Source organism: Mesonia oceanica, from assembly GCF_902499555.1.
In the GTDB taxonomy this organism is placed as follows: Bacteria; Bacteroidota; Bacteroidia; order Flavobacteriales; family Flavobacteriaceae; genus Mesonia; species Mesonia oceanica.
The window spans coordinates 1-19,279 of sequence record NZ_CABVMM010000022.1 but is presented as its reverse complement, the minus strand read 5'-3'; the positions used below and the strand labels follow the sequence as shown (position 1 = coordinate 19,279).

20 protein-coding genes are annotated in these 19,279 nt (G+C 35.3%); 6 read left to right on the top strand and 14 right to left on the bottom strand.

All coding sequences use genetic code 11. The features are described from left to right. Positions 1 to 10: 10 nt before the first annotated feature. Both FVB9532_RS18580 and gyrB read right to left on the bottom strand, forming a co-directional pair. Positions 11 to 1,015 carry a DUF6588 family protein gene (locus FVB9532_RS18580; protein WP_150546684.1) on the bottom strand — a complete coding sequence of 335 codons (1,005 nt, stop codon included), beginning with the start codon at positions 1,013 to 1,015 and terminating at the stop codon, positions 11 to 13. 83 nt (positions 1,016 to 1,098) lie between these two features. Continuing rightward, complete coding sequence (gene gyrB, locus FVB9532_RS18575) at positions 1,099 to 3,036, bottom strand: DNA topoisomerase (ATP-hydrolyzing) subunit B (protein ID WP_150546683.1); 1,938 nt, start codon at positions 3,034 to 3,036, stop codon at positions 1,099 to 1,101. Between the two features lie 230 nt (positions 3,037 to 3,266). Here gyrB and FVB9532_RS18570 point away from each other — a divergent pair, with 230 nt between their 5' ends. Continuing rightward, entirely contained in the window at positions 3,267 to 3,806 is a 540-nt protein-coding gene (locus FVB9532_RS18570; protein WP_150546682.1) for a DUF2911 domain-containing protein, read from the top strand. 113 nt (positions 3,807 to 3,919) lie between these two features. Here the strand turns inward: FVB9532_RS18570 and FVB9532_RS18565 are convergent, their stop codons facing one another. The 8 genes from FVB9532_RS18565 to FVB9532_RS18530 form a co-directional block, all read right to left on the bottom strand. Next, complete coding sequence (locus FVB9532_RS18565; protein WP_228482396.1) at positions 3,920 to 4,540, bottom strand: low molecular weight phosphatase family protein; 621 nt, start codon at positions 4,538 to 4,540, stop codon at positions 3,920 to 3,922. Then, positions 4,540 to 5,583 carry an ACR3 family arsenite efflux transporter gene (gene arsB, locus FVB9532_RS18560; protein ID WP_150546681.1) on the bottom strand — a complete coding sequence of 348 codons (1,044 nt, stop codon included), beginning with the start codon at positions 5,581 to 5,583 and terminating at the stop codon, positions 4,540 to 4,542. The genes FVB9532_RS18565 and arsB overlap by 1 nt, the downstream gene beginning before the upstream one ends. A gap of 11 nt (positions 5,584 to 5,594) precedes the next feature. Beyond that, entirely contained in the window at positions 5,595 to 6,116 is a 522-nt protein-coding gene (locus FVB9532_RS18555) for a DUF6428 family protein (RefSeq protein ID WP_150546680.1), read from the bottom strand. Positions 6,117 to 6,159: 43 nt separating this feature from the next. Then, a complete protein-coding gene (locus FVB9532_RS18550; RefSeq protein ID WP_150546679.1) occupies positions 6,160 to 6,495 on the bottom strand; it encodes an ArsR/SmtB family transcription factor in 336 nt (111 codons plus the stop codon). A gap of 258 nt (positions 6,496 to 6,753) precedes the next feature. Then, a complete protein-coding gene (tpiA, locus tag FVB9532_RS18545; RefSeq protein ID WP_150546678.1) occupies positions 6,754 to 7,509 on the bottom strand; it encodes a triose-phosphate isomerase in 756 nt (251 codons plus the stop codon). Positions 7,510 to 7,530: 21 nt separating this feature from the next. Then, on the bottom strand, positions 7,531 to 8,607 hold the full coding sequence (locus FVB9532_RS18540; protein ID WP_150546677.1) for an ABC transporter permease: 1,077 nt from the start codon (positions 8,605 to 8,607) through the stop codon (positions 7,531 to 7,533). A 6-nt stretch (positions 8,608 to 8,613) separates the two neighbouring features. Beyond that, positions 8,614 to 9,582 (bottom strand): BT_3928 family protein, encoded by a 969-nt coding sequence (locus FVB9532_RS18535; protein WP_150546676.1) that lies wholly within the window; start codon positions 9,580 to 9,582, stop codon positions 8,614 to 8,616. 248 nt (positions 9,583 to 9,830) lie between these two features. Then, a complete protein-coding gene (locus FVB9532_RS18530) occupies positions 9,831 to 10,370 on the bottom strand; it encodes a DUF1599 domain-containing protein (protein WP_150546675.1) in 540 nt (179 codons plus the stop codon). 69 nt (positions 10,371 to 10,439) lie between these two features. Here FVB9532_RS18530 and folP point away from each other — a divergent pair, with 69 nt between their 5' ends. Genes folP through FVB9532_RS18515 form a run of 3 tightly spaced genes read left to right on the top strand, consistent with a single transcriptional unit; the run spans position 10,440 to position 12,865 of the window. After that, a complete protein-coding gene (gene folP, locus FVB9532_RS18525) occupies positions 10,440 to 11,264 on the top strand; it encodes a dihydropteroate synthase (RefSeq protein WP_150546674.1) in 825 nt (274 codons plus the stop codon). A 27-nt stretch (positions 11,265 to 11,291) separates the two neighbouring features. Then, on the top strand, positions 11,292 to 12,077 hold the full coding sequence (locus tag FVB9532_RS18520; RefSeq protein ID WP_150546673.1) for a diadenylate cyclase: 786 nt from the start codon (positions 11,292 to 11,294) through the stop codon (positions 12,075 to 12,077). A gap of 11 nt (positions 12,078 to 12,088) precedes the next feature. Further along, a complete protein-coding gene (locus FVB9532_RS18515) occupies positions 12,089 to 12,865 on the top strand; it encodes a DUF3667 domain-containing protein (protein WP_150546672.1) in 777 nt (258 codons plus the stop codon). Here the strand turns inward: FVB9532_RS18515 and FVB9532_RS18510 are convergent. Both FVB9532_RS18510 and truA read right to left on the bottom strand, forming a co-directional pair. Next, a complete protein-coding gene (locus FVB9532_RS18510) occupies positions 12,862 to 14,628 on the bottom strand; it encodes an ABC transporter ATP-binding protein (protein WP_150546671.1) in 1,767 nt (588 codons plus the stop codon). The genes FVB9532_RS18515 and FVB9532_RS18510 overlap by 4 nt on opposite strands. Before the next feature lie 4 nt (positions 14,629 to 14,632). Beyond that, positions 14,633 to 15,376: a tRNA pseudouridine(38-40) synthase TruA gene (gene truA, locus FVB9532_RS18505; RefSeq protein ID WP_150546670.1), complete on the bottom strand. Its 744-nt coding sequence runs from the start codon at positions 15,374 to 15,376 to the stop codon at positions 14,633 to 14,635. A gap of 71 nt (positions 15,377 to 15,447) precedes the next feature. Here truA and FVB9532_RS18500 point away from each other — a divergent pair, with 71 nt between their 5' ends. Continuing rightward, positions 15,448 to 15,942: a metallophosphoesterase family protein gene (locus FVB9532_RS18500; protein WP_150546669.1), complete on the top strand. Its 495-nt coding sequence runs from the start codon at positions 15,448 to 15,450 to the stop codon at positions 15,940 to 15,942. Positions 15,943 to 16,044: 102 nt separating this feature from the next. Here the strand turns inward: FVB9532_RS18500 and FVB9532_RS18495 are convergent, their stop codons facing one another. Together FVB9532_RS18495 and FVB9532_RS18490 are read right to left on the bottom strand one after the other, a co-directional pair. Continuing rightward, positions 16,045 to 16,659, bottom strand: a complete 615-nt coding sequence (locus FVB9532_RS18495) for a hypothetical protein (protein WP_150546668.1) — start codon at positions 16,657 to 16,659, stop codon at positions 16,045 to 16,047. Positions 16,660 to 16,802: 143 nt separating this feature from the next. Next, a complete protein-coding gene (locus FVB9532_RS18490; protein WP_150546667.1) occupies positions 16,803 to 17,213 on the bottom strand; it encodes a DUF4293 domain-containing protein in 411 nt (136 codons plus the stop codon). Between the two features lie 196 nt (positions 17,214 to 17,409). Here FVB9532_RS18490 and rho point away from each other — a divergent pair, with 196 nt between their 5' ends. After that, positions 17,410 to 19,092 carry a transcription termination factor Rho gene (gene rho, locus FVB9532_RS18485; protein ID WP_150546666.1) on the top strand — a complete coding sequence of 561 codons (1,683 nt, stop codon included), beginning with the start codon at positions 17,410 to 17,412 and terminating at the stop codon, positions 19,090 to 19,092. Positions 19,093 to 19,279: the final 187 nt, after the last annotated feature.

Here is a 19,279-nt window from a genome sequence, read left to right as displayed (position 1 = left end):
TAAAAATGAATTAATACCCAAAATTGATCCCTAGATTAATATTTTGATATTCTTGAAAGCTATACGAAGCATTTATTCTAAAAAATCCTAATTTCAATTTTGTTCCCAACGTAGCATTCACACCTCCTACATCAGAATTTACCGTGTAAGGGTTTGAAATGGTTTGGCCGGCTAACGGACCTTCATCTATGGTATACGTTCCTTTAAGACGAGTTGTAGAGTCTCCATTTACGTAACCTAAACCTCCGTAAAAATTAATGACCGGCAAATTGGTAGATACAATAGCGGTAAATATCCAACTGTTCATTTCGGTATCAATCTGCTGTCCTGTGGCTGACATTTGGGTATCCTCCAAATCGTAAGAACCCTCTAACCGATTATAACCGATTAATGCAGAAATACCGACAGGAAAAACATCTTCACCCGCTAACCAAGAGGTAAATTCATGTTGCAAAGCCGCTCCATAAAATTTTGTTTTAGCACCATCATAATCTATTTCCGGGAAATATCTTAATTTCACTTCAAAGCCTTTTATTAAGCCTAGACTCCCCTGTAAATAGGCAGTAGGAACAAAATTAATATTATCGTCACCCAAACCTTGCGGCAAGACAATGGAAGCCGTCTCTGTACCGTTCTCGGTTTCATATTCTACCTGGACTACTTGCTCAGCATTGTTATGCCCCAATATGGAAGCAACTTGTTTACTTGTCGAGCCATCTGGAAATTGAATATAATTATAATCGTTAGTATTTAAAGTAAAATTCTGCTTATCGTCAGGAACCACCGAAAGATTAGAAACAATAGAAATTTCAAAATGAAATAAATCTTTTGCTTTTCCTGAATTATACCAACCATTGGCCATACTGTATATAGCTGCATCGGAGACTGGTGCAATGTAATCTTTACTAAAACGTGTCGCATCTTCAAAACCAGCCCTTAAAATATCCTGAATTTGATCTTGTGCAAAAAGGCTACCTCCTATGAGTAAGCTAACTCCTAATAAAATTTTCCTCATATTATCTATAAATTTAAAAAACCTGTAATTGTTTATTAAATTACAGGTTTTAATTAAAATAAATAAATTTTTACTAAAAAATATTAAGCATCGATATTAGCATAAGCTGCATTTTTCTCGATAAATTCACGACGAGGCGGCACCTCATCACCCATAAGCATAGAGAAAATCCTATCAGCTTCACCACCGTTATCAATAGTTACTTTTCGTAATGTTCTAAATTCAGGGTTCATGGTTGTATCCCAAAGTTGCTCGGCATTCATCTCACCAAGACCTTTATAACGTTGTACTGCAACTCCACCAGCGTATTCATTAGTAATTTCATCACGCTCTTTTTCATTCCAAGCATATCGCTTTTTACTCCCTTTCTTAATTAAATAAAGTGGTGGAGTGGCGATGTAAATATGACCTGCCTCAATAAGTTCACGCATATACCTAAAAAAGAAGGTTAAAATTAGTGTTGCAATGTGACTACCATCTACATCCGCATCACACATAATCACTATTTTATGGTATCTTAATTTAGAAAGGTTCAAAGCTTTACTATCTTCTTCGGTACCTATGGTAACTCCTAAAGCAGTATAAATATTTCTAATCTCTTCATTTTCGAAAACTTTGTGCTGCATCGCTTTTTCAACATTCAGAATTTTACCACGTAAGGGCAAAATAGCTTGAAAATTACGATCACGTCCTTGTTTTGCAGTTCCACCTGCCGAGTCACCCTCTACCAAGAATACTTCACATTGTTCCGGGTCTTGTTCTGAGCAATCTGAAAGTTTACCGGGAAGTCCTCCACCACTCATCACGGTTTTACGCTGCACCATTTCACGCGCTTTTTTTGCTGCATGACGTGCTTGAGCTGCAAGGATCACTTTTTGCACAATGGTTTTTGCATCGTTAGGATTTTCTTCCAAATAGGCCTCCAGCATTTCTGATACTGCTTGTGAAACCGCAGAGGTCACCTCACGGTTCCCTAACTTTGTTTTGGTCTGTCCTTCAAATTGAGGTTCTGCTACTTTTACGGAAACAATAGCCGTTAATCCTTCCCTAAAATCATCTCCAGAAATCTCAAACTTCAACTTGTCCAACATTCCGGAAGCATCCGCATATTTTTTTAAGGTTGTCGTTAAACCTCTTCTAAATCCGGAAAGATGCGTACCTCCTTCGTGGGTATTAATATTATTTACGTAAGAATGAAGGTTTTCATTATAAGAATCGTTGTAAATCATGGCTACCTCTACCGGTATCTCATTCTTTTCTCCTTCCATCGAGATCACATCCCCAATAATTGGTACCCGCGTTTCATCTAAAAATCGGATAAATTCTTTTAAGCCTTCTTCTGAATGAAAATTATCTGAGATAAATTCTCCTTTTTCATCTTTATTTCGCTTATCGATTAAAGAAATCTTGATTCCTTTATTCAAGAAAGCAAGTTCTCGTAAACGCTTTGCTAAGGTATCGTAGCTAAATACAGTAACTTCTTTAAATATTTCAGGGTCTGGCTTAAACGTAACTACCGTACCATTATCATCGGTCTCACCAGTACTTTTTACCGGGTAAAGCGGTTTCCCTTTTTCATATTCCTGTTCCCAAACCTGTCCTTTTTTATAAACCTTGGCATGTAAATGAACAGAAAGTGCATTCACACAACTCACCCCTACCCCGTGCAGACCACCGGAAACCTTATAAGAATCTTTATCGAACTTACCTCCGGCTCCAATTTTGGTCATGACCACTTCAAGAGCAGAAACGCCTTCTTTTTTATGAATATCGATAGGAATACCACGACCATTATCTTTAACCGAGACAGAATCATCTTCATTGATAACAACATCAATAGCATCACAATAGCCAGCCATTGCTTCATCTATCGAGTTATCGACTACCTCATAAACTAAATGGTGAAGACCTCTCACACCAACATCACCAATATACATTGATGGACGCATTCTTACATGCTCCATCCCTTCTAAGGCCTGTATACTATCTGCAGAATAATCTTTTTTAACTTCTTCGCTCATATTCAAATTTTAACATACTTAGGAAACAAATATAGAAAAAGCAGGCTTGTTATTGAAGGTTGAAAGGCTTGCAAAGTTTGAAGTTATTAACAATTAATTAAAAATAGGCTTTCTAAGCAACTATTTTCCTAGAAACATACAACACCCTTAAATTTAACAGAAGATATATAAAACATTAATAATATTACTTCTAATTAAAAGTTATACTTTTGATGAATAAAAATAACATTATGAAATCGATTTTAAGTTTAGTATTTTTTGTGAGCTTGTTATCTATATCCGGAAACGCTCAAGACTTTTCAGATTTAGACAAAAGCCCTATGGATGTTGCCATCATTAGAAATGAAGATAACTCTCCCATGGCTAGGGTCATTTATAGCCGTCCCAAAATGCGAGGAAGGGAAATTTTTGGAGGATTAGTACCTTATGATGAGATTTGGAGAACCGGTGCCAATGAAGCTACCGAATTAAGACTATACAATGACATGATGATTGGCGGACAAAACGTACCGGCAGGAACTTATACGTTATACACAATTCCTAGCAAAACCCAATGGACCATTATTTTAAACAAGGCCAGAAACCAATGGGGAGCCGATAATTATGACCCAAAAAAAGACCTACTTAGGATAAATGCACCGGCCAGAAAAGCAGCTGCGCCCATAGAGGATTTCTCTATTGCTTTTCAACCCATAGATAACGGGACGAACTTATTAATGGGATGGGAAAATACATTTGTAGAAGTGCCTCTAAAAAATAGTGAGGAATAATTTTCTAATAAAGATTTTAAAACATTTACTTGAATAAGCCCGCCCTATAAGCGGGCTTGTTTTTTTTAAATGAATATATTTAGAACTATGAATTGAAACATTTTAAAAAGTCTTTATTTAAGCTGAGAAACGGCAAACAACATTTCCCGACCTATTTCATTAACTGTTTTTAGATAGGCTTCCTTTTCTGCTGAAGTGCCATCGGCATATTTTGGATCTTGATAAGGTAAGGAAATTCTTGCTGTACTTCCAGCTACGAATGGGCAACCGCCATCGGCTTCTGTACAAACCATTACTGCAATAAAATTTTCTTGTGGATTGTATTTAGCTGAATATACTTTAGAAAACAATTGTTCATTATTTTCATCTTCCGCTGAAATTTTCACGTGGTAATGCGGATTTTCTCCTAAAGAAATTTCTTTCACATTAAATCCAGCTGCCTGTAAAGCACTGATCATATTTGGATGAAAAGCGGTAGCTTCTGTACCTCCCGAAAAGGTTTCTATGGGTAGGCTATATTTTTCAGCAGCCAATCGCAACCAAATTTGCCCTAAGTGACTTCTTCTGGAATTATGAGTACAGATCACAATTACTTTTGCTTTTTCAAATTGCTGAATCCCAGTTCTAATTTCTTCAGCAAATAATTTTAAAGCAGTTTTTCTTTCCTCAGTAATTAAATGAAAATCATTTTCTAATTCCTGAACTAAAGTTTGAAGAGAAGGATATAATTTCATTAGGAAGCAGGTTGAGTTGAATAATATTTTTTTCGTAGCCAAAAAGCTACTTTCACCAATAATATAAGAGCAGGAACTTCCACCAATGGGCCGATAACTCCCGCAAAAGCTTGTCCGCTATTTAAGCCAAAAACAGCAATAGCCACCGCAATGGCTAATTCAAAATTATTACCACTGGCGGTAAAAGCTACTGATGTATTTACTTTATAAGAAGCACCTAAGCCTTTACTTGTAAAAAAGCCCACCAAGAACATTGCTACAAAATAAATAAGCAAAGGAATGGCGATGATCAATACATCTTGCGGAATCTGCACTATCAATTCTCCTTTTAAACTAAACATTACAACAATAGTGAACAAGAGTGAAATTAAAGTAAGTGGTGAAATCTTCGGAATGAACTTTTCGTTATACCACTTTTCTCCTTTGGTTTTCACTCCTATATACCTAGTAACAATTCCGAGTAAAAACGGAATTCCTAAATAAATGGCTACGCTTTCGGCAATGCTTGCAATTGAGATATCAACCAAGGCTCCTTCAAAACCGAATAATGGCGGAAGTTTTGTAATGAATAACCAAGCGTAAAAGCTATAGGCAAATACTTGAAAAATACTATTCAACGCCACTAAACCAGCTCCGTATTCCGGACTTCCTTCCGCTAGGTCGTTCCACACCAATACCATAGCAATACAACGCGCCAAACCAATAAGAATTAATCCAATCATATATTCGGGATAATCCCTAAGAAAAGTAATGGCTAAGAAAAACATCAATAACGGACCGACAACCCAATTTAGCACCAAAGAAAGCGTAAGTATTTTGGTGTTTTTAAAGATTTTCGGCAATAGTTTATAATTCACTTTTGCCAAGGGAGGAAACATCATTAAAACGAGTCCGACGGCAATCAAAACATTCGTGGAACCTACTTGAAAAGTATTTATAAGTACTGAACTTTTTGGATAAAAATAACCAATAGCAACACCGAGGAGCATGGCTAGAAAAATCCATAAAGTAAGGTAGCGGTCTAGAAAACTTAGCTTTTTCATGTCGAAACTCTTTAGCAACAACCGCTATCTGGTGCGCATTTATTTACTTCTTTTTTAACCTCTACCTCAACAGGAGAACCGCAACAAGCTTGAGCCTTTTCTTCTTTGGTAGTTGCTCTATCTTTTGCTTTACAGGTGGTAAAACCTTCTCCTAATCGAAAAATCAATACATCATTCTTTACTTCGTAAGCAGCAACAGGAAGTGTGGCTTTATGAAAGTTTTGGTTTTGGTATTCAAATAAAACCTCTACTTCTTCTAAAGTTGTTCTTACTTTATTGACTAGCTCGAAAATAGATAAGATTTTAGCTCCGTTTAGTTGATGATTAGGCTCAGGCACTTTATTTTCCCAAAGCTGTATATGCACTTCCTGCCATTTATTCTGTACCCCTCCACAATCTACGGTATCGAAATCTAGATTCTTAATTTCAGTGACATGATAATCTGGTCTTACAAAATTCCCCGGTTGATATTCAAAATACACCGGCAAATCACTATTTGTTTTGAGTACTTTTAAAAATTCTTTTGTTTTCATAATTGTTTTATTGCAATATTACGATATATAGATTCAAATTTTTTTAACAACAATCTTCGTCCCGACACTGTGGATTTGCATTGAAAAAACCATCAAACAATTGCTGAACATCCTTCCAAACCTTAGCATCAATACAATAACAAACACTGGTTCCTTCAATGTTTCCTTTGATGATTCCTGCCGATTTTAATTCACGTAAATGCTGACTAATGGTCGCCTGAGCCAATCCAATTTCATTGACTAAATCTCCACAAATACATTGATTCACTTTTATGATATGTTGAAGAATAGCTATACGTGCCGGATGTGCCAAGACCTTTGCCATTTGTGCCAAATGGTTTTGTTCTTTTGTAAATATATCTGACTTGGTTAAGCCCATTAGTAAATCTATTTATTGCAATATTACGATGAATAATATTCTTCACAAAAAAAACCTTGCTTAAATTTAAACAAGGCTTTTGATTTTCTTTGCGCAAGGAATGAAAGCAGTATCTTTTTTTGCTTTATCCTAAGACTTCTCGACTTTAGTTAATCTTGAGCAATAGTCGAAAGGCTCAAAGTGACAAGCAAAAAAACTATCTGCCGACATCCAGGAAAAACGAACAGTCCGACCCGTTAGGCTTGCGCCCAAATTATCTTAATAAGATTTTGCAATCGCTAAAAAGTCGTCTGCTTTTAAAGAAGCTCCGCCAATTAATCCACCATCTACGTCTTCTTTGGCGAAAATTTCTTGTGCATTGGCTGGTTTAACACTTCCACCGTAAAGAATAGCTACCTTATCGGCGATTTCTTTTGAAAATTCTTCAGTAATCATTTTTCTGATTTCTGCATGCATTTCTTGTGCTTGTTCAGGAGAGGCAGTTTCTCCAGTACCTATCGCCCAAACGGGCTCATAAGCTAGGATAATTTTATCCCAATCGGCATCATTAATATGAAATAAGCCTTCTTTTAATTGTTGCTTAACTACCTCAAAATGTTGATCTGCCTTTCTATCTTTCAGTTCTTCTCCAAAACAGAAAACAACGGTCATTCCGTGTTTTAAAGCAGTAGAAACTTTTTCAGCTAAGACCGCATCAGTTTCATTAAAAATAGAGCGTCGCTCACTATGACCTATAATTACGGTTTCTATCCCTATACTTTTTAGCATACTTGGCGAAACTTCTCCGGTAAAAGCACCGCTTTCACTCTGATGCATATTTTGCGCCACCACTTTCACGTTGGTTTCCCTCAATGATTCAAAAGCAGGATGTAAATTGGTAAATGAAGGTGCGACCATTAATTGAACATCGTTAGGAACGCTCCCTATATTATTTTTAATACCGGCCAGAAGTTCTTCCATTTCTGCAAGGTCGCAATTCATTTTCCAGTTTCCGGCTACAATTTTTTGTCTCATGGTTGTCAATTTTAGTAATTTCTATGTGTTTGCAATTCTAGGGTCTAACCACCCGTAGATAATATCTACAAAAATATTGATTATTATAAACATAAGGGCGATAATTAACACGGCACCCATAATTATTGGTAAATCTAAGGTGTTTAGTGCATCTACAATTTCTTTTCCTAAGCCATTCCACCCAAAAATATATTCTACAAAAACGGCTCCCGCCAGCATAGAGGCGAACCAACCGGAAATTGCTGTTATTACAGGATTCAAGGCATTTTTTAAAGCGTGTTTAACTACAATTTGTCTCGTAGAAAGTCCTTTGGCCCTTGCAGTTCTTATATAATCTTGCTGCATTACTTCTAAAAGGGAATTTCGCATTAACTGAATAACGACAGCCAACGGGCGTATCCCTAACACTAATGCCGGAAGGATTAAATTTTTAAGCTGAAGGGTATTTTCTTCTCCAAAATCATCCAATTCATACAAGCTTCCGGTCATTTCCAATTGGGTGTATTCATGCAACACATAGCCAAAAAACCAAGCAAATAAGATGGCACTAAAAAAAGAGGGAACACTCATCCCCAAAGTACTTAATACTTGAATGGCTTTATCTAAGGCAGAATCTTTATTTAATGCTGAAATAATCCCCAAGAAAATACCAATAAGCAAGGCAATGACAATTGCTGAAACAGCAAGCACAAATGTATTGGGAAGTGTTTCTGCAATTACACTGGAAACTTTTTTACCACTTTTCTGAAAAGATTCCCGTAAATACGGAGTTTTAAAAGCTACTTCTGTATTTCCTATAGAAAAAAGCGGAACTGCATTGTATTTTTCTTCTGTTAAATAGGTGTAATCTTTCGGGTTTTCTGAATGAAACGAAACAGGCGAAAGATCGTTTAAGTAATAAAAATACTGCCTAGTCAAAGATTGATCGAAACCGTATTTGGCTCGAACAGCTTTTAATTGTTCTTCACTTTCATTTTGCCCTAACATCATTTGAGCCGGATCTCCAGGTAAAATATTGAACAATAAAAAGATCACCGTAGTCACTCCAAACAACGTAAGGATGGCATAACCTATTTTTTGAAGAATATAACTTAGCAAATTATTCTATTTAACTTCTAATTCCCCTGCATCATTCCAATGCAGTTTTTGGGTAATGGTTCCGTTTTCTAAAGTAACTAAACCAGGATTGGAACGTACAATGGTTTTAATAGCTGTTTCATCCGTAAAATAAAAGGGAATATCAATGCCGTAAGTTTCTTTTAGGGAATTAATTTCATTAGGACCGGAAGCTGAAAAACCAATAACTTGATATCCGTTGACCTTGGCTTTTTCAATAGCCGATTTGATGGACGACCACCCTTGATTTTCTGATTTGGAAAGGTTGTAAGCCACTACCAGCAAGACCTTTTCCTCATTTAAAATTTTCTCGGTGTCATCGCCTTCCTGATTATAAAAACCAAAATCATGAATAGGCGGAATAAGTTCTCCTTCTTTCGGAATCATTCCTTCTTCAATATTAGTCCCAACTTTGTAGGCTCTAAAATCAATTAAAGGTAAGTGCATTAACACATGATAAGTAAAACCTAAACACCCTATAAACACTAGAAAAACGATCCATTTATTGGCAGAGGCCGGTTCAAATAAAGGTTGAAAATATTTATGCTTTACAAAAATAAGAAGTATCAATATAAGTAGTACTACATCTTTCCAGAAGGATTGCCAAGGCGTTAATGGTAAGGCATCACCAAAACAACCACAATCAGTCACTTTATTAAAATAGGCTGAATAAAACGTAAGGAAAGTAAAAAAGACAATCATGAGCAATAAACTCCATAGGGTAAATTTCTTACCATACCCCAGAATAAGCATTACTCCCAATAAAAATTCAAAAATCACTACAAAAACGGCAATACCGAGAGCGAAAGGTTGTAAAAAGGGAAGGTTTAATACATCGGCTCCAAAATATTCTTGAAGTTTATAAGAAAAACCCAGCGGATCGTTCATTTTCACAAATCCACTGATGATAAAAAATACTCCGACAAATATTCTGGCTATTCCTACTAATGCTTTCATAAATATATAATATATTAACTATTCAATTTTTAATTCTATAGAGTGAAATCTATTTTTTCAATTTACTCCCTTCAGCTTCGCTCAAAACTAACAATCGATAACTATTTATAGTCAAAAAGCTTTTGATTCCGCCTGCCTATATGTGATCAAGATTCAACCTGGCAAAATGATGACCTCTAAACTATCTTGATGTGATCCTGAAATAAATTCAGGATGACGCTTTGGTTAAAATAAGCTTTTCAGTTTTGTTACTTACTCTCCAATAAAATAAGTGCAAATACTGAATAATTAATCATGTCTTGATAATTGGCGTCTATGCCTTCGCTTACCAAGGTTTTACCCTTATTGTCTTCAATTTGTTTTACCCGAAGTAACTTCTGTAATATCAAATCGGTTAATGAACTTACGCGCATATCTCGCCAAGCTTCACCATAATCATGATTTTTATTTTCCATCAATTGCTTGGTTTCAGCAATTTTTTCATCATACAATCTAGTCACCTCTTCTACTGAGAGATCAGGCTGCTCTACCACGCCTTTTTCTAACTGAATCAGCGCCATTACCGAATAATTAATGATCCCGATAAATTCCGGTTCTTCGCCTTCATCTACTTTTCTTACTTCATTCTCCTGAATGCTTCGAATGCGTTGGGCTTTTATAAAAATCTGATCGGTTAATGAAGGAAGTCTTAAAATTCGCCAAGCACATCCATAATCCTGCATTTTTTTCAGAAATAAATCACGACACTTTTTAATCACGGCATCGTATTGAGAAGAGGTATTTTGCATATAAACGCTGTATTTTGCGTAAATTTCGGGGAAAATTTTAAGTTTTACCAATTAAATTTAGATTTATCGATGAGCATTAATTGCAAAGGCACCTTAATAGAGCTCTCTACACCACGTGTGATGGGAATTTTAAACCTCACCCCCGATTCTTTTTATGACGGTGGAAATTATAAAAATGAAGCTGACGTTTTAACCAAAACGGAGCAGATGTTAACGGAAGGAGCTACTTTTATAGATGTTGGCGCTTACAGCTCACGTCCCGATGCACAACATATTTCTGAAGAAGAAGAGCTCTGCAGAATTACACCTATCATTGAATTATTGGTAAAAGAATTTCCAAATATCATTCTCTCTATCGATACATTTAGAAGTAAGGTCGCAAAAGAAACTGTTAACGCAGGTGCTGCGATGATTAATGATATTTCCGGTGGAAATTTAGATGAACACATGATGAAATGCGTAGCAGAACTTCAAGTACCGTATATTTTAATGCACATGAAGGGAACTCCACAAAGCATGAAAAATGAAAACAAGTACAAAAATATGCTACAGGAAATCTTGTTCTATTTTTCTGAAAAAATAAAAACTGCCCGGAACTTGGGTATTAATGATTTAATTTTGGATCCCGGTTTTGGTTTTGCTAAAAATATTCCACAGAATTTTGAATTGATGAACCAGTTGGAATTATTCAAAAATTTGGATCATCCTTTTTTAGTAGGAATTTCCAGAAAATCTTTCATCTACAAAAGCCTTCAAACTACTCCACAAGGTGCACTTAACGGCACTACCATGCTCCATACGGTAAGCTTAATGAAAGGAGCTTCTATTTTGAGAGTTCATGATGTAAAAGAAGCGGTTGAATGTGTAAAACTCTACCAACAACTTAAACAGTAATTTTATTACATTTACAAAAAAGAGATTTTGAATTCACTTGATTTTTTAGATTTACGCATTCTCGATATCATTGATATTGTCTTGGTGGCCATTTTACTATATTACATTTACAATTTGGTAAAAGGCAGTGCTGCGATTAATATTTTTATCGGGATTGTCATTGTTTACCTAGCTTGGAAACTTACTCAGCTTTTAAAGATGGAAATGTTGAGTAGTATTCTCGGCCAGTTTATCGGTGCCGGAATGTTTGCTTTAATTGTGGTTTTTCAGCAGGAAATAAGAAAATTCCTATTAATGGTAGGTTCTACCAACTTTGGCAATAAGAGAAATTTTTTACGGCAGTTAAAATTTATGCGGGATAGTGAAAATGAAGTATTAACCGATATTTCTTCTATTATAAAAGCTTGTGAAAGTATGGGAAAAACCAACACCGGAGCTCTTATTGTGATTAGAAGAAATACAAGCTTAGATTTTGTGAAAAATTCTGGTGACTCCATGAATATTGAACTGAACCAACCTATTATTGAATCTGTTTTCTACAAAAACAGTACGCTTCACGATGGTGCTATGGTGATAGAAGACAATAAAATTACAGCCACTCGGGTAATTTTACCGGTTTCTAACGATAGAAGCATCCCCTTACGTTTTGGGTTGCGTCACCGTGCTGCCGTTGGTATCACCGAGAAAACCGATGCTTTAGCGTTGGTTGTAAGTGAAGAAAGCGGACAAACTTCTTATATTAAAAATGGTTCTTTTGAAATTTTTGACACATATGATGAACTTGCCTCTAAATTGAAAAAAGACTTAGAGTAATTTTTTATAGAATGAAATGTAAAAATTGTGAACAGCCTTTACAGCAAGAAAATAACTACTGCAATCATTGTGGAGCTAAAGTCATAAAGAATAGGCTTACGTTGAGAAATGTTGGTGAAGAGTTTTCGCAAGTATTTTTAAATATAGATAATACCTTTTTAAGAACAATTTTCCAGATGTTCATTCACCCTGACCGAGTTATCTTAGATTATATTTCGGGAGTAAGAAAGAGATACTTAAATGTAATTAGCTACTTTACCATTGCATTAACATTAGCAGGGTTGCAGCTCTTTATACTTAGGAAGTTTTATCCTGAAGCTTTAGCAATTCCCGATTTTTATGGAAATGCAAAAAATGTTATCGATCTTAACTGGCTATTTGATTACTACTCTATGCTTATGCTTATTTACTTACCTATTTATGCATTAATAGCAAGGTTAACTTTTATTAAATACAAAAAATTTAATTATACCGAACATTTAGTGATCATGACTTATTTAATGGCGCATTTCACTATTGTAAGTGTATTGATTATTTTGCCAATGAGTATTTTTGGTGGAAATTACATGGAAGTGGGGATGCTTTTAAATTTACTTTTATTTTTTCACACGTGCTATACTTATAAAAAAATATACCCTCTTTCAATTAAGCAACTCCTGTTTTCTGTATTTTTGTTTTTTGTATTTACTTCAATAATATTTATAATTTTTGAAGCCGTCTTTATAGCCTATTTATTGTTTACAGGTGATATGCAAGAGCTAATAGAAGCGAGCAGAGCGTCACATTAAACTTGCTCTTCCTCCATAAATTGCACTTCATATAAATTTCGGTAGTAACCATTTTCTTGCTGAAGTAATTGTTGATGGTTTCCAATTTCAACTATTTCACCGGCATCCATCACGATAATTCTATCTGCTTTTTTAACGGTTGCCAATCGATGCGCAATGACGATGGAAGTCCTTCCTTGGGTAATTTTATCGGTGGCTTCTTGGATAAGTTGCTCACTATAACTATCTACGGAAGATGTTGCTTCATCCAATACCAAAATACTCGGATTGCTCACATAAGCCCTTAAGAAAGCTATTAATTGTCGCTGCCCAGAAGAAAGCATCACTCCTCTTTCTTTTACGTTATAATAATAACCATTAGGCAAGGTTTCTATAAATTTATGAACTCCTATTTGCTTCGCAGCTTCAATGACTTTTTCTTCAGAAATATCTTCGTGGTTGAGCGTTATATTACTCATAATGGTATCAGCAAATAAAAATACATCTTGCAATACCACCGCAATTTCATTCCGAAGTGATTTTAAGGTAAAATCTTGGATGTTTTTATTATCAATAGAAATGCTTCCGCTATCAATTTCGTAAAACCTGCTTAACAAGTTAATAATGGTACTTTTTCCGGCCCCCGTAGCTCCAACAATTGCAATAGTTTCCCCAGCTCTTACTTCAAAAGAAATTCCTTTCAAAACTTCTTCCTCTTCAATATAGCTAAAGCGAACATCTTTAAACTGGATTTCTCCCACTAGATTTTTCGCTTCAATTTCACCTTCATCCTGAATAGTAGATTCGGTATCTAAAATACCAAAAACCCTATTGGCAGCCACCATTCCCATTTGTAAGGTATTGAACTTATCTGCAATCTGGCGCAAAGGTCTAAAGAGCATTTGAGCCAATTCAATAAACATCACAATTATACCCAACGATAAAGCTTCACTTTCTACTACCCGCAATCCTCCAAACCAAACGACTAAACCAATAGTAATAGAAGAAGCGATCTCTGCGATGGGAAAGAAAATAGAATTGTACCAAACGGTTCTTACCCAAGCTTTTCTATGTTTATCATTGATCTCTTTAAACCGATCGTATTCCATTTGTTCCCTTCCAAAAATCTGAACGATTTTCATTCCGGTAATACGTTCCTGTACATAAGAATTTAAATTAGAAACTTGTGTTCGCACTTCTTCAAAAGCGACTTTCATTTTCTTTTGAAAAACCCTTGTGGCGTACAGAATAAACGGGAGTACCGCTAACACGAATAAAGTTAATCGCCAACTCTGGAAGAACATAAAACCAAGCACTACCAACATTTTTAGCAAATCACTTATAATCATAAACAAACCCTGGCTAAAAATACTGGCAATGGTTTCTATATCACTTACGGCACGCGTTACTAATCTTCCTACTGCCGATTTATCGTAATATTGTTTTTTAAAACTGAGCATATGCTCAAATAAGTTTACCCGAATATCCCGAATAACTTGCTGTCCTAGCCAGTTGGCAAAAAAGATAAAACTAAATTGAGAAACTACTTCAAGCACCAAAGCACCGATCATCAATGAAATGTAATAGATAAGGTTATCTCCATCTTTGGGGACAATGCTATTATCGATAGTTAATCGGGTTAGATAAGGTCTAACTACACTAAAAAAGGAAAGTACAATCGCAGCAAAACCAACAAAATAAAAGGTTAATCGGTAAGGGCGCGTATACCTTAGCAACCTCTTAAACAAATTTAAATCGAATGCATTACCGCTTTTACCAGCCATAAATTTATATTAATATCGTTTCCGGATATTCTACTTTTGTTAAAAATAAACCTTTGGCATCTACCGATTTTCCGGCATTGCTTCGGTTTCTACTTTTTATAATTTGGTGCATCTCTTCTACTTCCATCTTCTCTAATCCTATTTCAATTAAAGTTCCAACGATAGCCCGCACCATATTTCTTAAAAATCTGTCGGCTTTAATGGTAAAAACCAACAATTCTTTTTCAACTTCCCAATGAGCAAATTCTATTTTGCAATTATAAGTATGCACATCTGTTCTAGACTTTGAAAAACACTTGAAATCTGTGTATTTTTTTAAGATATCGGCCGCTTCATTCATTTTAGCCATATTCAATTCTCGTTTAAGATAGTATGAATATTGATGCTGAAAAGGATTTTTTTTCGAACTTACATAATATTTATATTCTCTTGCAATGGCATGAAACCTCGCATGAGCATCTTCTTTTACCTGATAGATTGAATTAATAGCTATTTCTGCAGGTAACATATTATTCAATTTAAATTGTAATTGAGCGACATCTATTTTTCCCTTACAATCCCAATGCGCTATTAATTGTTGGGCGTGTACCCCGGCATCAGTTCTTCCGGCTCCTACAATTGGCATTTCTTGCTGAAAAATTACCGCTAAAGCATTTTCTATAGTTTCTTGTACCGAAGTAGCATTAGGTTGTATTTGCCAACCATGAAATGCACTACCATCGTACGCTAAATCTATGAAATACCTCAATGTTTTTCTTATTTTTGCTCGGCAAAGATACTTAATCCAATTTTTTTAAGTACAAAAAGCTTTTATACATTTTGAAAAAGATACTGCTCTTAAGCGACAACCACAGTTACATAGATGACCGAATTTTAAGTTATGCTGAAAAAGCTGATGAGATTTGGCATGCCGGTGATATTGGTGATTTAAAAGTAACCGACGCCCTTGCACAAAAAGCTCCACTTAGAGCCGTTTTTGGAAACATAGACAACCATAAAGCCCGAAAAGAGTTCCCATTAGTGAACCGGTTTTATTGTGAAGATGTGGAAGTATTAATCACACATATTGGTGGTTATCCGGGAAAATATTCTCCTGCAATTCGAGAAGAAATCCAACAACAACCTCCGCAACTTTTTATTAGCGGACATTCACATATTCTAAAAGTGATGAATGATAAAAAGTTAGGCTTATTACATATGAACCCAGGCGCTTGCGGGAAACATGGGTTTCACCAAGTAAGAACTATGTTGCGTTTTACAATTGATGGAAAAAAAATTGAAAACCTAGAAGTTATTGAATTGGGGAAAAGATAACACCTCGATTTTTAGTTAGCCAGAAACTTTTCTAGTTCATCTCCTATCGATTCTAAGGTAAGTAAAACAGCCTCATTTTTAATTCTATTTAAAGCCTCCTCACTATTTAAAGTCCTTTTTTTCTTTTTGAGATTGGTATTCTTTCGTCACAATTTTTGAAAATGGAATTAATCCAGTGCGAACATCTAAAATGAGAAATTGGGTGGTAGCGAATGCTTTCATTTCAGTTTTTGAAAAAAACTTATAATTAGCATATAAATCACTATCAATACTGTAAATAGCCACAATATCTGCTTGTGTTCTTACCGCTGCCTCACGAATATTAGTGAAAGTCGGGGTTTGAGAAACGAGCATATCTGGGATTACTAAAACTTTTTGAACTCTAGCAGATTGCTGAAATTTAGCTGACAATAAATCTAAATAAGACTGTTTGGATTTAATATAATCTTCATTATTCCACAAATAGCTCTGCTCAGCTGAGTCCTCTATTTGCACAAAAGAAACTCTTAAACTATCAGGCAATTGATAATTACCCTCTAAAATCTTCTGAATATTTTCTTCAGAAATAGTTGAACTTTTATCTTCAAAAAGAGATTTCGTAAGCTTAGGGTCACTATTATAGGGAATTTGGCTTTTTCCCATACCTGTCACATTGGGATTGGTTGTGCCACAAGAAATACAAATAGAAACAAGTGTGATAAGTAATAGATATTTCATAAGATTACAATTATTATGTATTAAACCATCACCTACTTACAAAAAACATTCCCAAAAAATAAAATGATAAAAATTTTAATCAAAAAAACCCAAAAGTCGAAACTTTTGGGTTTTCACGCACTAATACTACTAAGATGTTAGGTTTATCGAATACGGTCTGCAGATTTTACGAGCGCTTCATCCTTTTTAATGGCTTTATTGGCCATTGCTAAAAAAACGATAGAAAGGATAGGAAGAAACATCCCAATACCCTTCTGTGAAATTTGCATTTCTCCGGGTAATGTTAGCGACCAGTAAACAAAAAATCCTAGTAAAATAAAGTTTAATATTATATTTAAACGCCCCAAACTTATTTGAAGCTTTCTTTTTTTATAAAGAAAAATTGTAATTAAAGCCAAAATTGCAGAGGCACCAAACACCGTCATAATCATAAATTGATCGGTGGCAAAAACAGAAGTTCCTTCTTCTGTGGACCAAACTGGTAAAAAGAATGGCAAAACTGCCCCTAACAAAACAACGATTAATAAATAAACGCTCTGTATTCTTTGAATCATAGCTTTTTCAAAAATTCTTCAGCAAAAATAAAATTTTCTTTTAAAATAGCACTTTAAAAATTAAAATAAAGTTGTATAATTGCATATACAATTCGTAACCAGTTCAAAACAAGGTTACTTACAACTTCAATTTTTTATTCCTCAGATTTGAAAAATAAAAATTCAAAAAAAACAAACAATTTATATTTTTAATTAAATGTTAGAAATTTCAGAATTAAAAGCAAAAAAACTTCCAGAACTTCAGGAAATTGCGAAATCACTAAATGTACCTAAGTACAGAACTTTAAAGAAACTTGATTTAGTATATCAAATTCTTGACTACCAAGCGGCTAACCCTAAAAAAGTCCAAGAAGCATTAACAGAAGACAGCAAAAGCGATTCTCAAGACAACAAAGAGAAAAGGCCACGCACCAGAAGAACCAGAAGCATTCCTAATGCAGTAAGCAAATCTGATGTTGAAAAAAAATCTTCAACTGCCCCAAAAAAACCTGAAGTAAAGAAAGTTAAGGAACCTAGTAAGCCTACAGAAAAAAGAGAGGAAACTAAACCTTCCAAGACTGAATCTTCCCAACCTACTGCAAAAGTAAATAAGGAAAGAAAAACAAGCTCTTCTGACAATAAAAAGGAAAAACCCAAACCTTCTAATAAAGGAAGAAACAGTAGCAACAACAATAACCAGAATAATAGTCAGCAAAACAATAATCATCAAAAAAACAACGGAAACCGTGATAACCGTAACCGTTATCGTGAACCGGATTATGAATTTGACGCAATTATAGAAAGCGAAGGTGTATTAGATATTATGCAAGACGGTTATGGCTTCTTAAGATCATCTGACTATAATTACCTTTCGTCTCCTGACGATATTTACTTATCTCAATCACAAATTAGGCTATTTGGTTTAAAAACCGGAGACACAGTTTTAGGACAAGTAAGACCTCCAAAAGAAGGAGAAAAATATTTTCCATTAATTAAAATTAATAAGATTAATGGTTTAGACCCACAAGTAGTAAGAGACCGCGTTTCTTTTGAACACCTTACTCCGCTTTTTCCTGAGGAGAAATTCAATATTGCTGAAAAGCAAAGCACACTTTCTACCAGAATAATTGATTTATTCTCTCCTATTGGAAAAGGACAACGTGGAATGATCGTTTCTCAGCCTAAAACCGGAAAAACGATGTTATTAAAGGATGTAGCCAATGCTATTGCAGCTAACCATCCTGAAGTTTATCAAATTGTATTATTAATTGATGAACGCCCTGAAGAGGTTACCGATATGCAACGTAATGTCCACGGAGAAGTGGTCGCTTCCACTTTTGACAAGGAAGCACACGAGCACGTACGCGTAGCCAATATTGTTTTAGAAAAAGCAAAACGTTTAGTTGAATGCGGTCACGATGTAGTCATTCTTTTAGACTCTATTACCCGTTTAGCAAGAGCGTACAATACAGTTCAGCCTGCCAGTGGTAAAGTTTTAAGTGGTGGGGTGGATGCTAACGCCTTACATAAACCGAAACGTTTCTTTGGTGCCGCTAGAAATATTGAAGGCGGTGGATCTTTATCCATCATTGCTACCGCGCTAACCGATACAGGTTCTAAAATGGACGAGGTTATTTTTGAAGAATTTAAAGGAACTGGTAACATGGAACTGCAATTGGATAGAAAAATTGCTAACCGAAGAATATTCCCAGCCATCGACCTTACTTCTTCTAGCACGAGACGTGATGATATTTTATTGGATGAAAACACCATACAAAGAATGTGGGTAATGCGTAAATACCTAGCAGATATGAATCCTGTGGAAGCTATGGAGTTTATGAACGAAAAGATTAAGCGAACCCGTAATAACGAGGAATTCTTAATTTCTATGAACGGATAAATCCTGCTTCTTTATAAAATAAAAACGAGGCTGTCTAAAAAGGCAGCCTTTTTTCATGGATCTATTCTGGAATATTTTTTAATTTCAGGGAATGAAAGCAAAACCTGTTTGGAAGACCGACCATCAGTCTCAGTTGAGCCTACTTCCGCCTAGTCATGATGATTTTGTGCCGCAGAACCATCCCGTA

Coding starts and splice junctions, on each gene's coding strand:
- rho (WP_150546666.1), top strand. CDS start 17,410: ATGTTAGAAATTTCAGAATTAAAAGCAAAAAAACTTCCAGAACTTCAG.
- FVB9532_RS18565 (WP_228482396.1), bottom strand. CDS start 4,540: ATGAAATTATATCCTTCTCTTCAAACTTTAGTTCAGGAATTAGAAAAT.
- gyrB (WP_150546683.1), bottom strand. CDS start 3,036: ATGAGCGAAGAAGTTAAAAAAGATTATTCTGCAGATAGTATACAGGCC.
- FVB9532_RS18515 (WP_150546672.1), top strand. CDS start 12,089: ATGAAATGTAAAAATTGTGAACAGCCTTTACAGCAAGAAAATAACTAC.
- FVB9532_RS18550 (WP_150546679.1), bottom strand. CDS start 6,495: ATGGGCTTAACCAAGTCAGATATATTTACAAAAGAACAAAACCATTTG.
- FVB9532_RS18510 (WP_150546671.1), bottom strand. CDS start 14,628: ATGGCTGGTAAAAGCGGTAATGCATTCGATTTAAATTTGTTTAAGAGG.
- FVB9532_RS18495 (WP_150546668.1), bottom strand. CDS start 16,659: ATGAAATATCTATTACTTATCACACTTGTTTCTATTTGTATTTCTTGT.
- arsB (WP_150546681.1), bottom strand. CDS start 5,583: ATGAAAAAGCTAAGTTTTCTAGACCGCTACCTTACTTTATGGATTTTT.
- FVB9532_RS18490 (WP_150546667.1), bottom strand. CDS start 17,213: ATGATTCAAAGAATACAGAGCGTTTATTTATTAATCGTTGTTTTGTTA.
- FVB9532_RS18580 (WP_150546684.1), bottom strand. CDS start 1,015: ATGAGGAAAATTTTATTAGGAGTTAGCTTACTCATAGGAGGTAGCCTT.
- folP (WP_150546674.1), top strand. CDS start 10,440: ATGAGCATTAATTGCAAAGGCACCTTAATAGAGCTCTCTACACCACGT.
- FVB9532_RS18530 (WP_150546675.1), bottom strand. CDS start 10,370: ATGCAAAATACCTCTTCTCAATACGATGCCGTGATTAAAAAGTGTCGT.
- FVB9532_RS18555 (WP_150546680.1), bottom strand. CDS start 6,116: ATGAAAACAAAAGAATTTTTAAAAGTACTCAAAACAAATAGTGATTTG.
- FVB9532_RS18570 (WP_150546682.1), top strand. CDS start 3,267: ATGAAATCGATTTTAAGTTTAGTATTTTTTGTGAGCTTGTTATCTATA.
- FVB9532_RS18535 (WP_150546676.1), bottom strand. CDS start 9,582: ATGAAAGCATTAGTAGGAATAGCCAGAATATTTGTCGGAGTATTTTTT.
- tpiA (WP_150546678.1), bottom strand. CDS start 7,509: ATGAGACAAAAAATTGTAGCCGGAAACTGGAAAATGAATTGCGACCTT.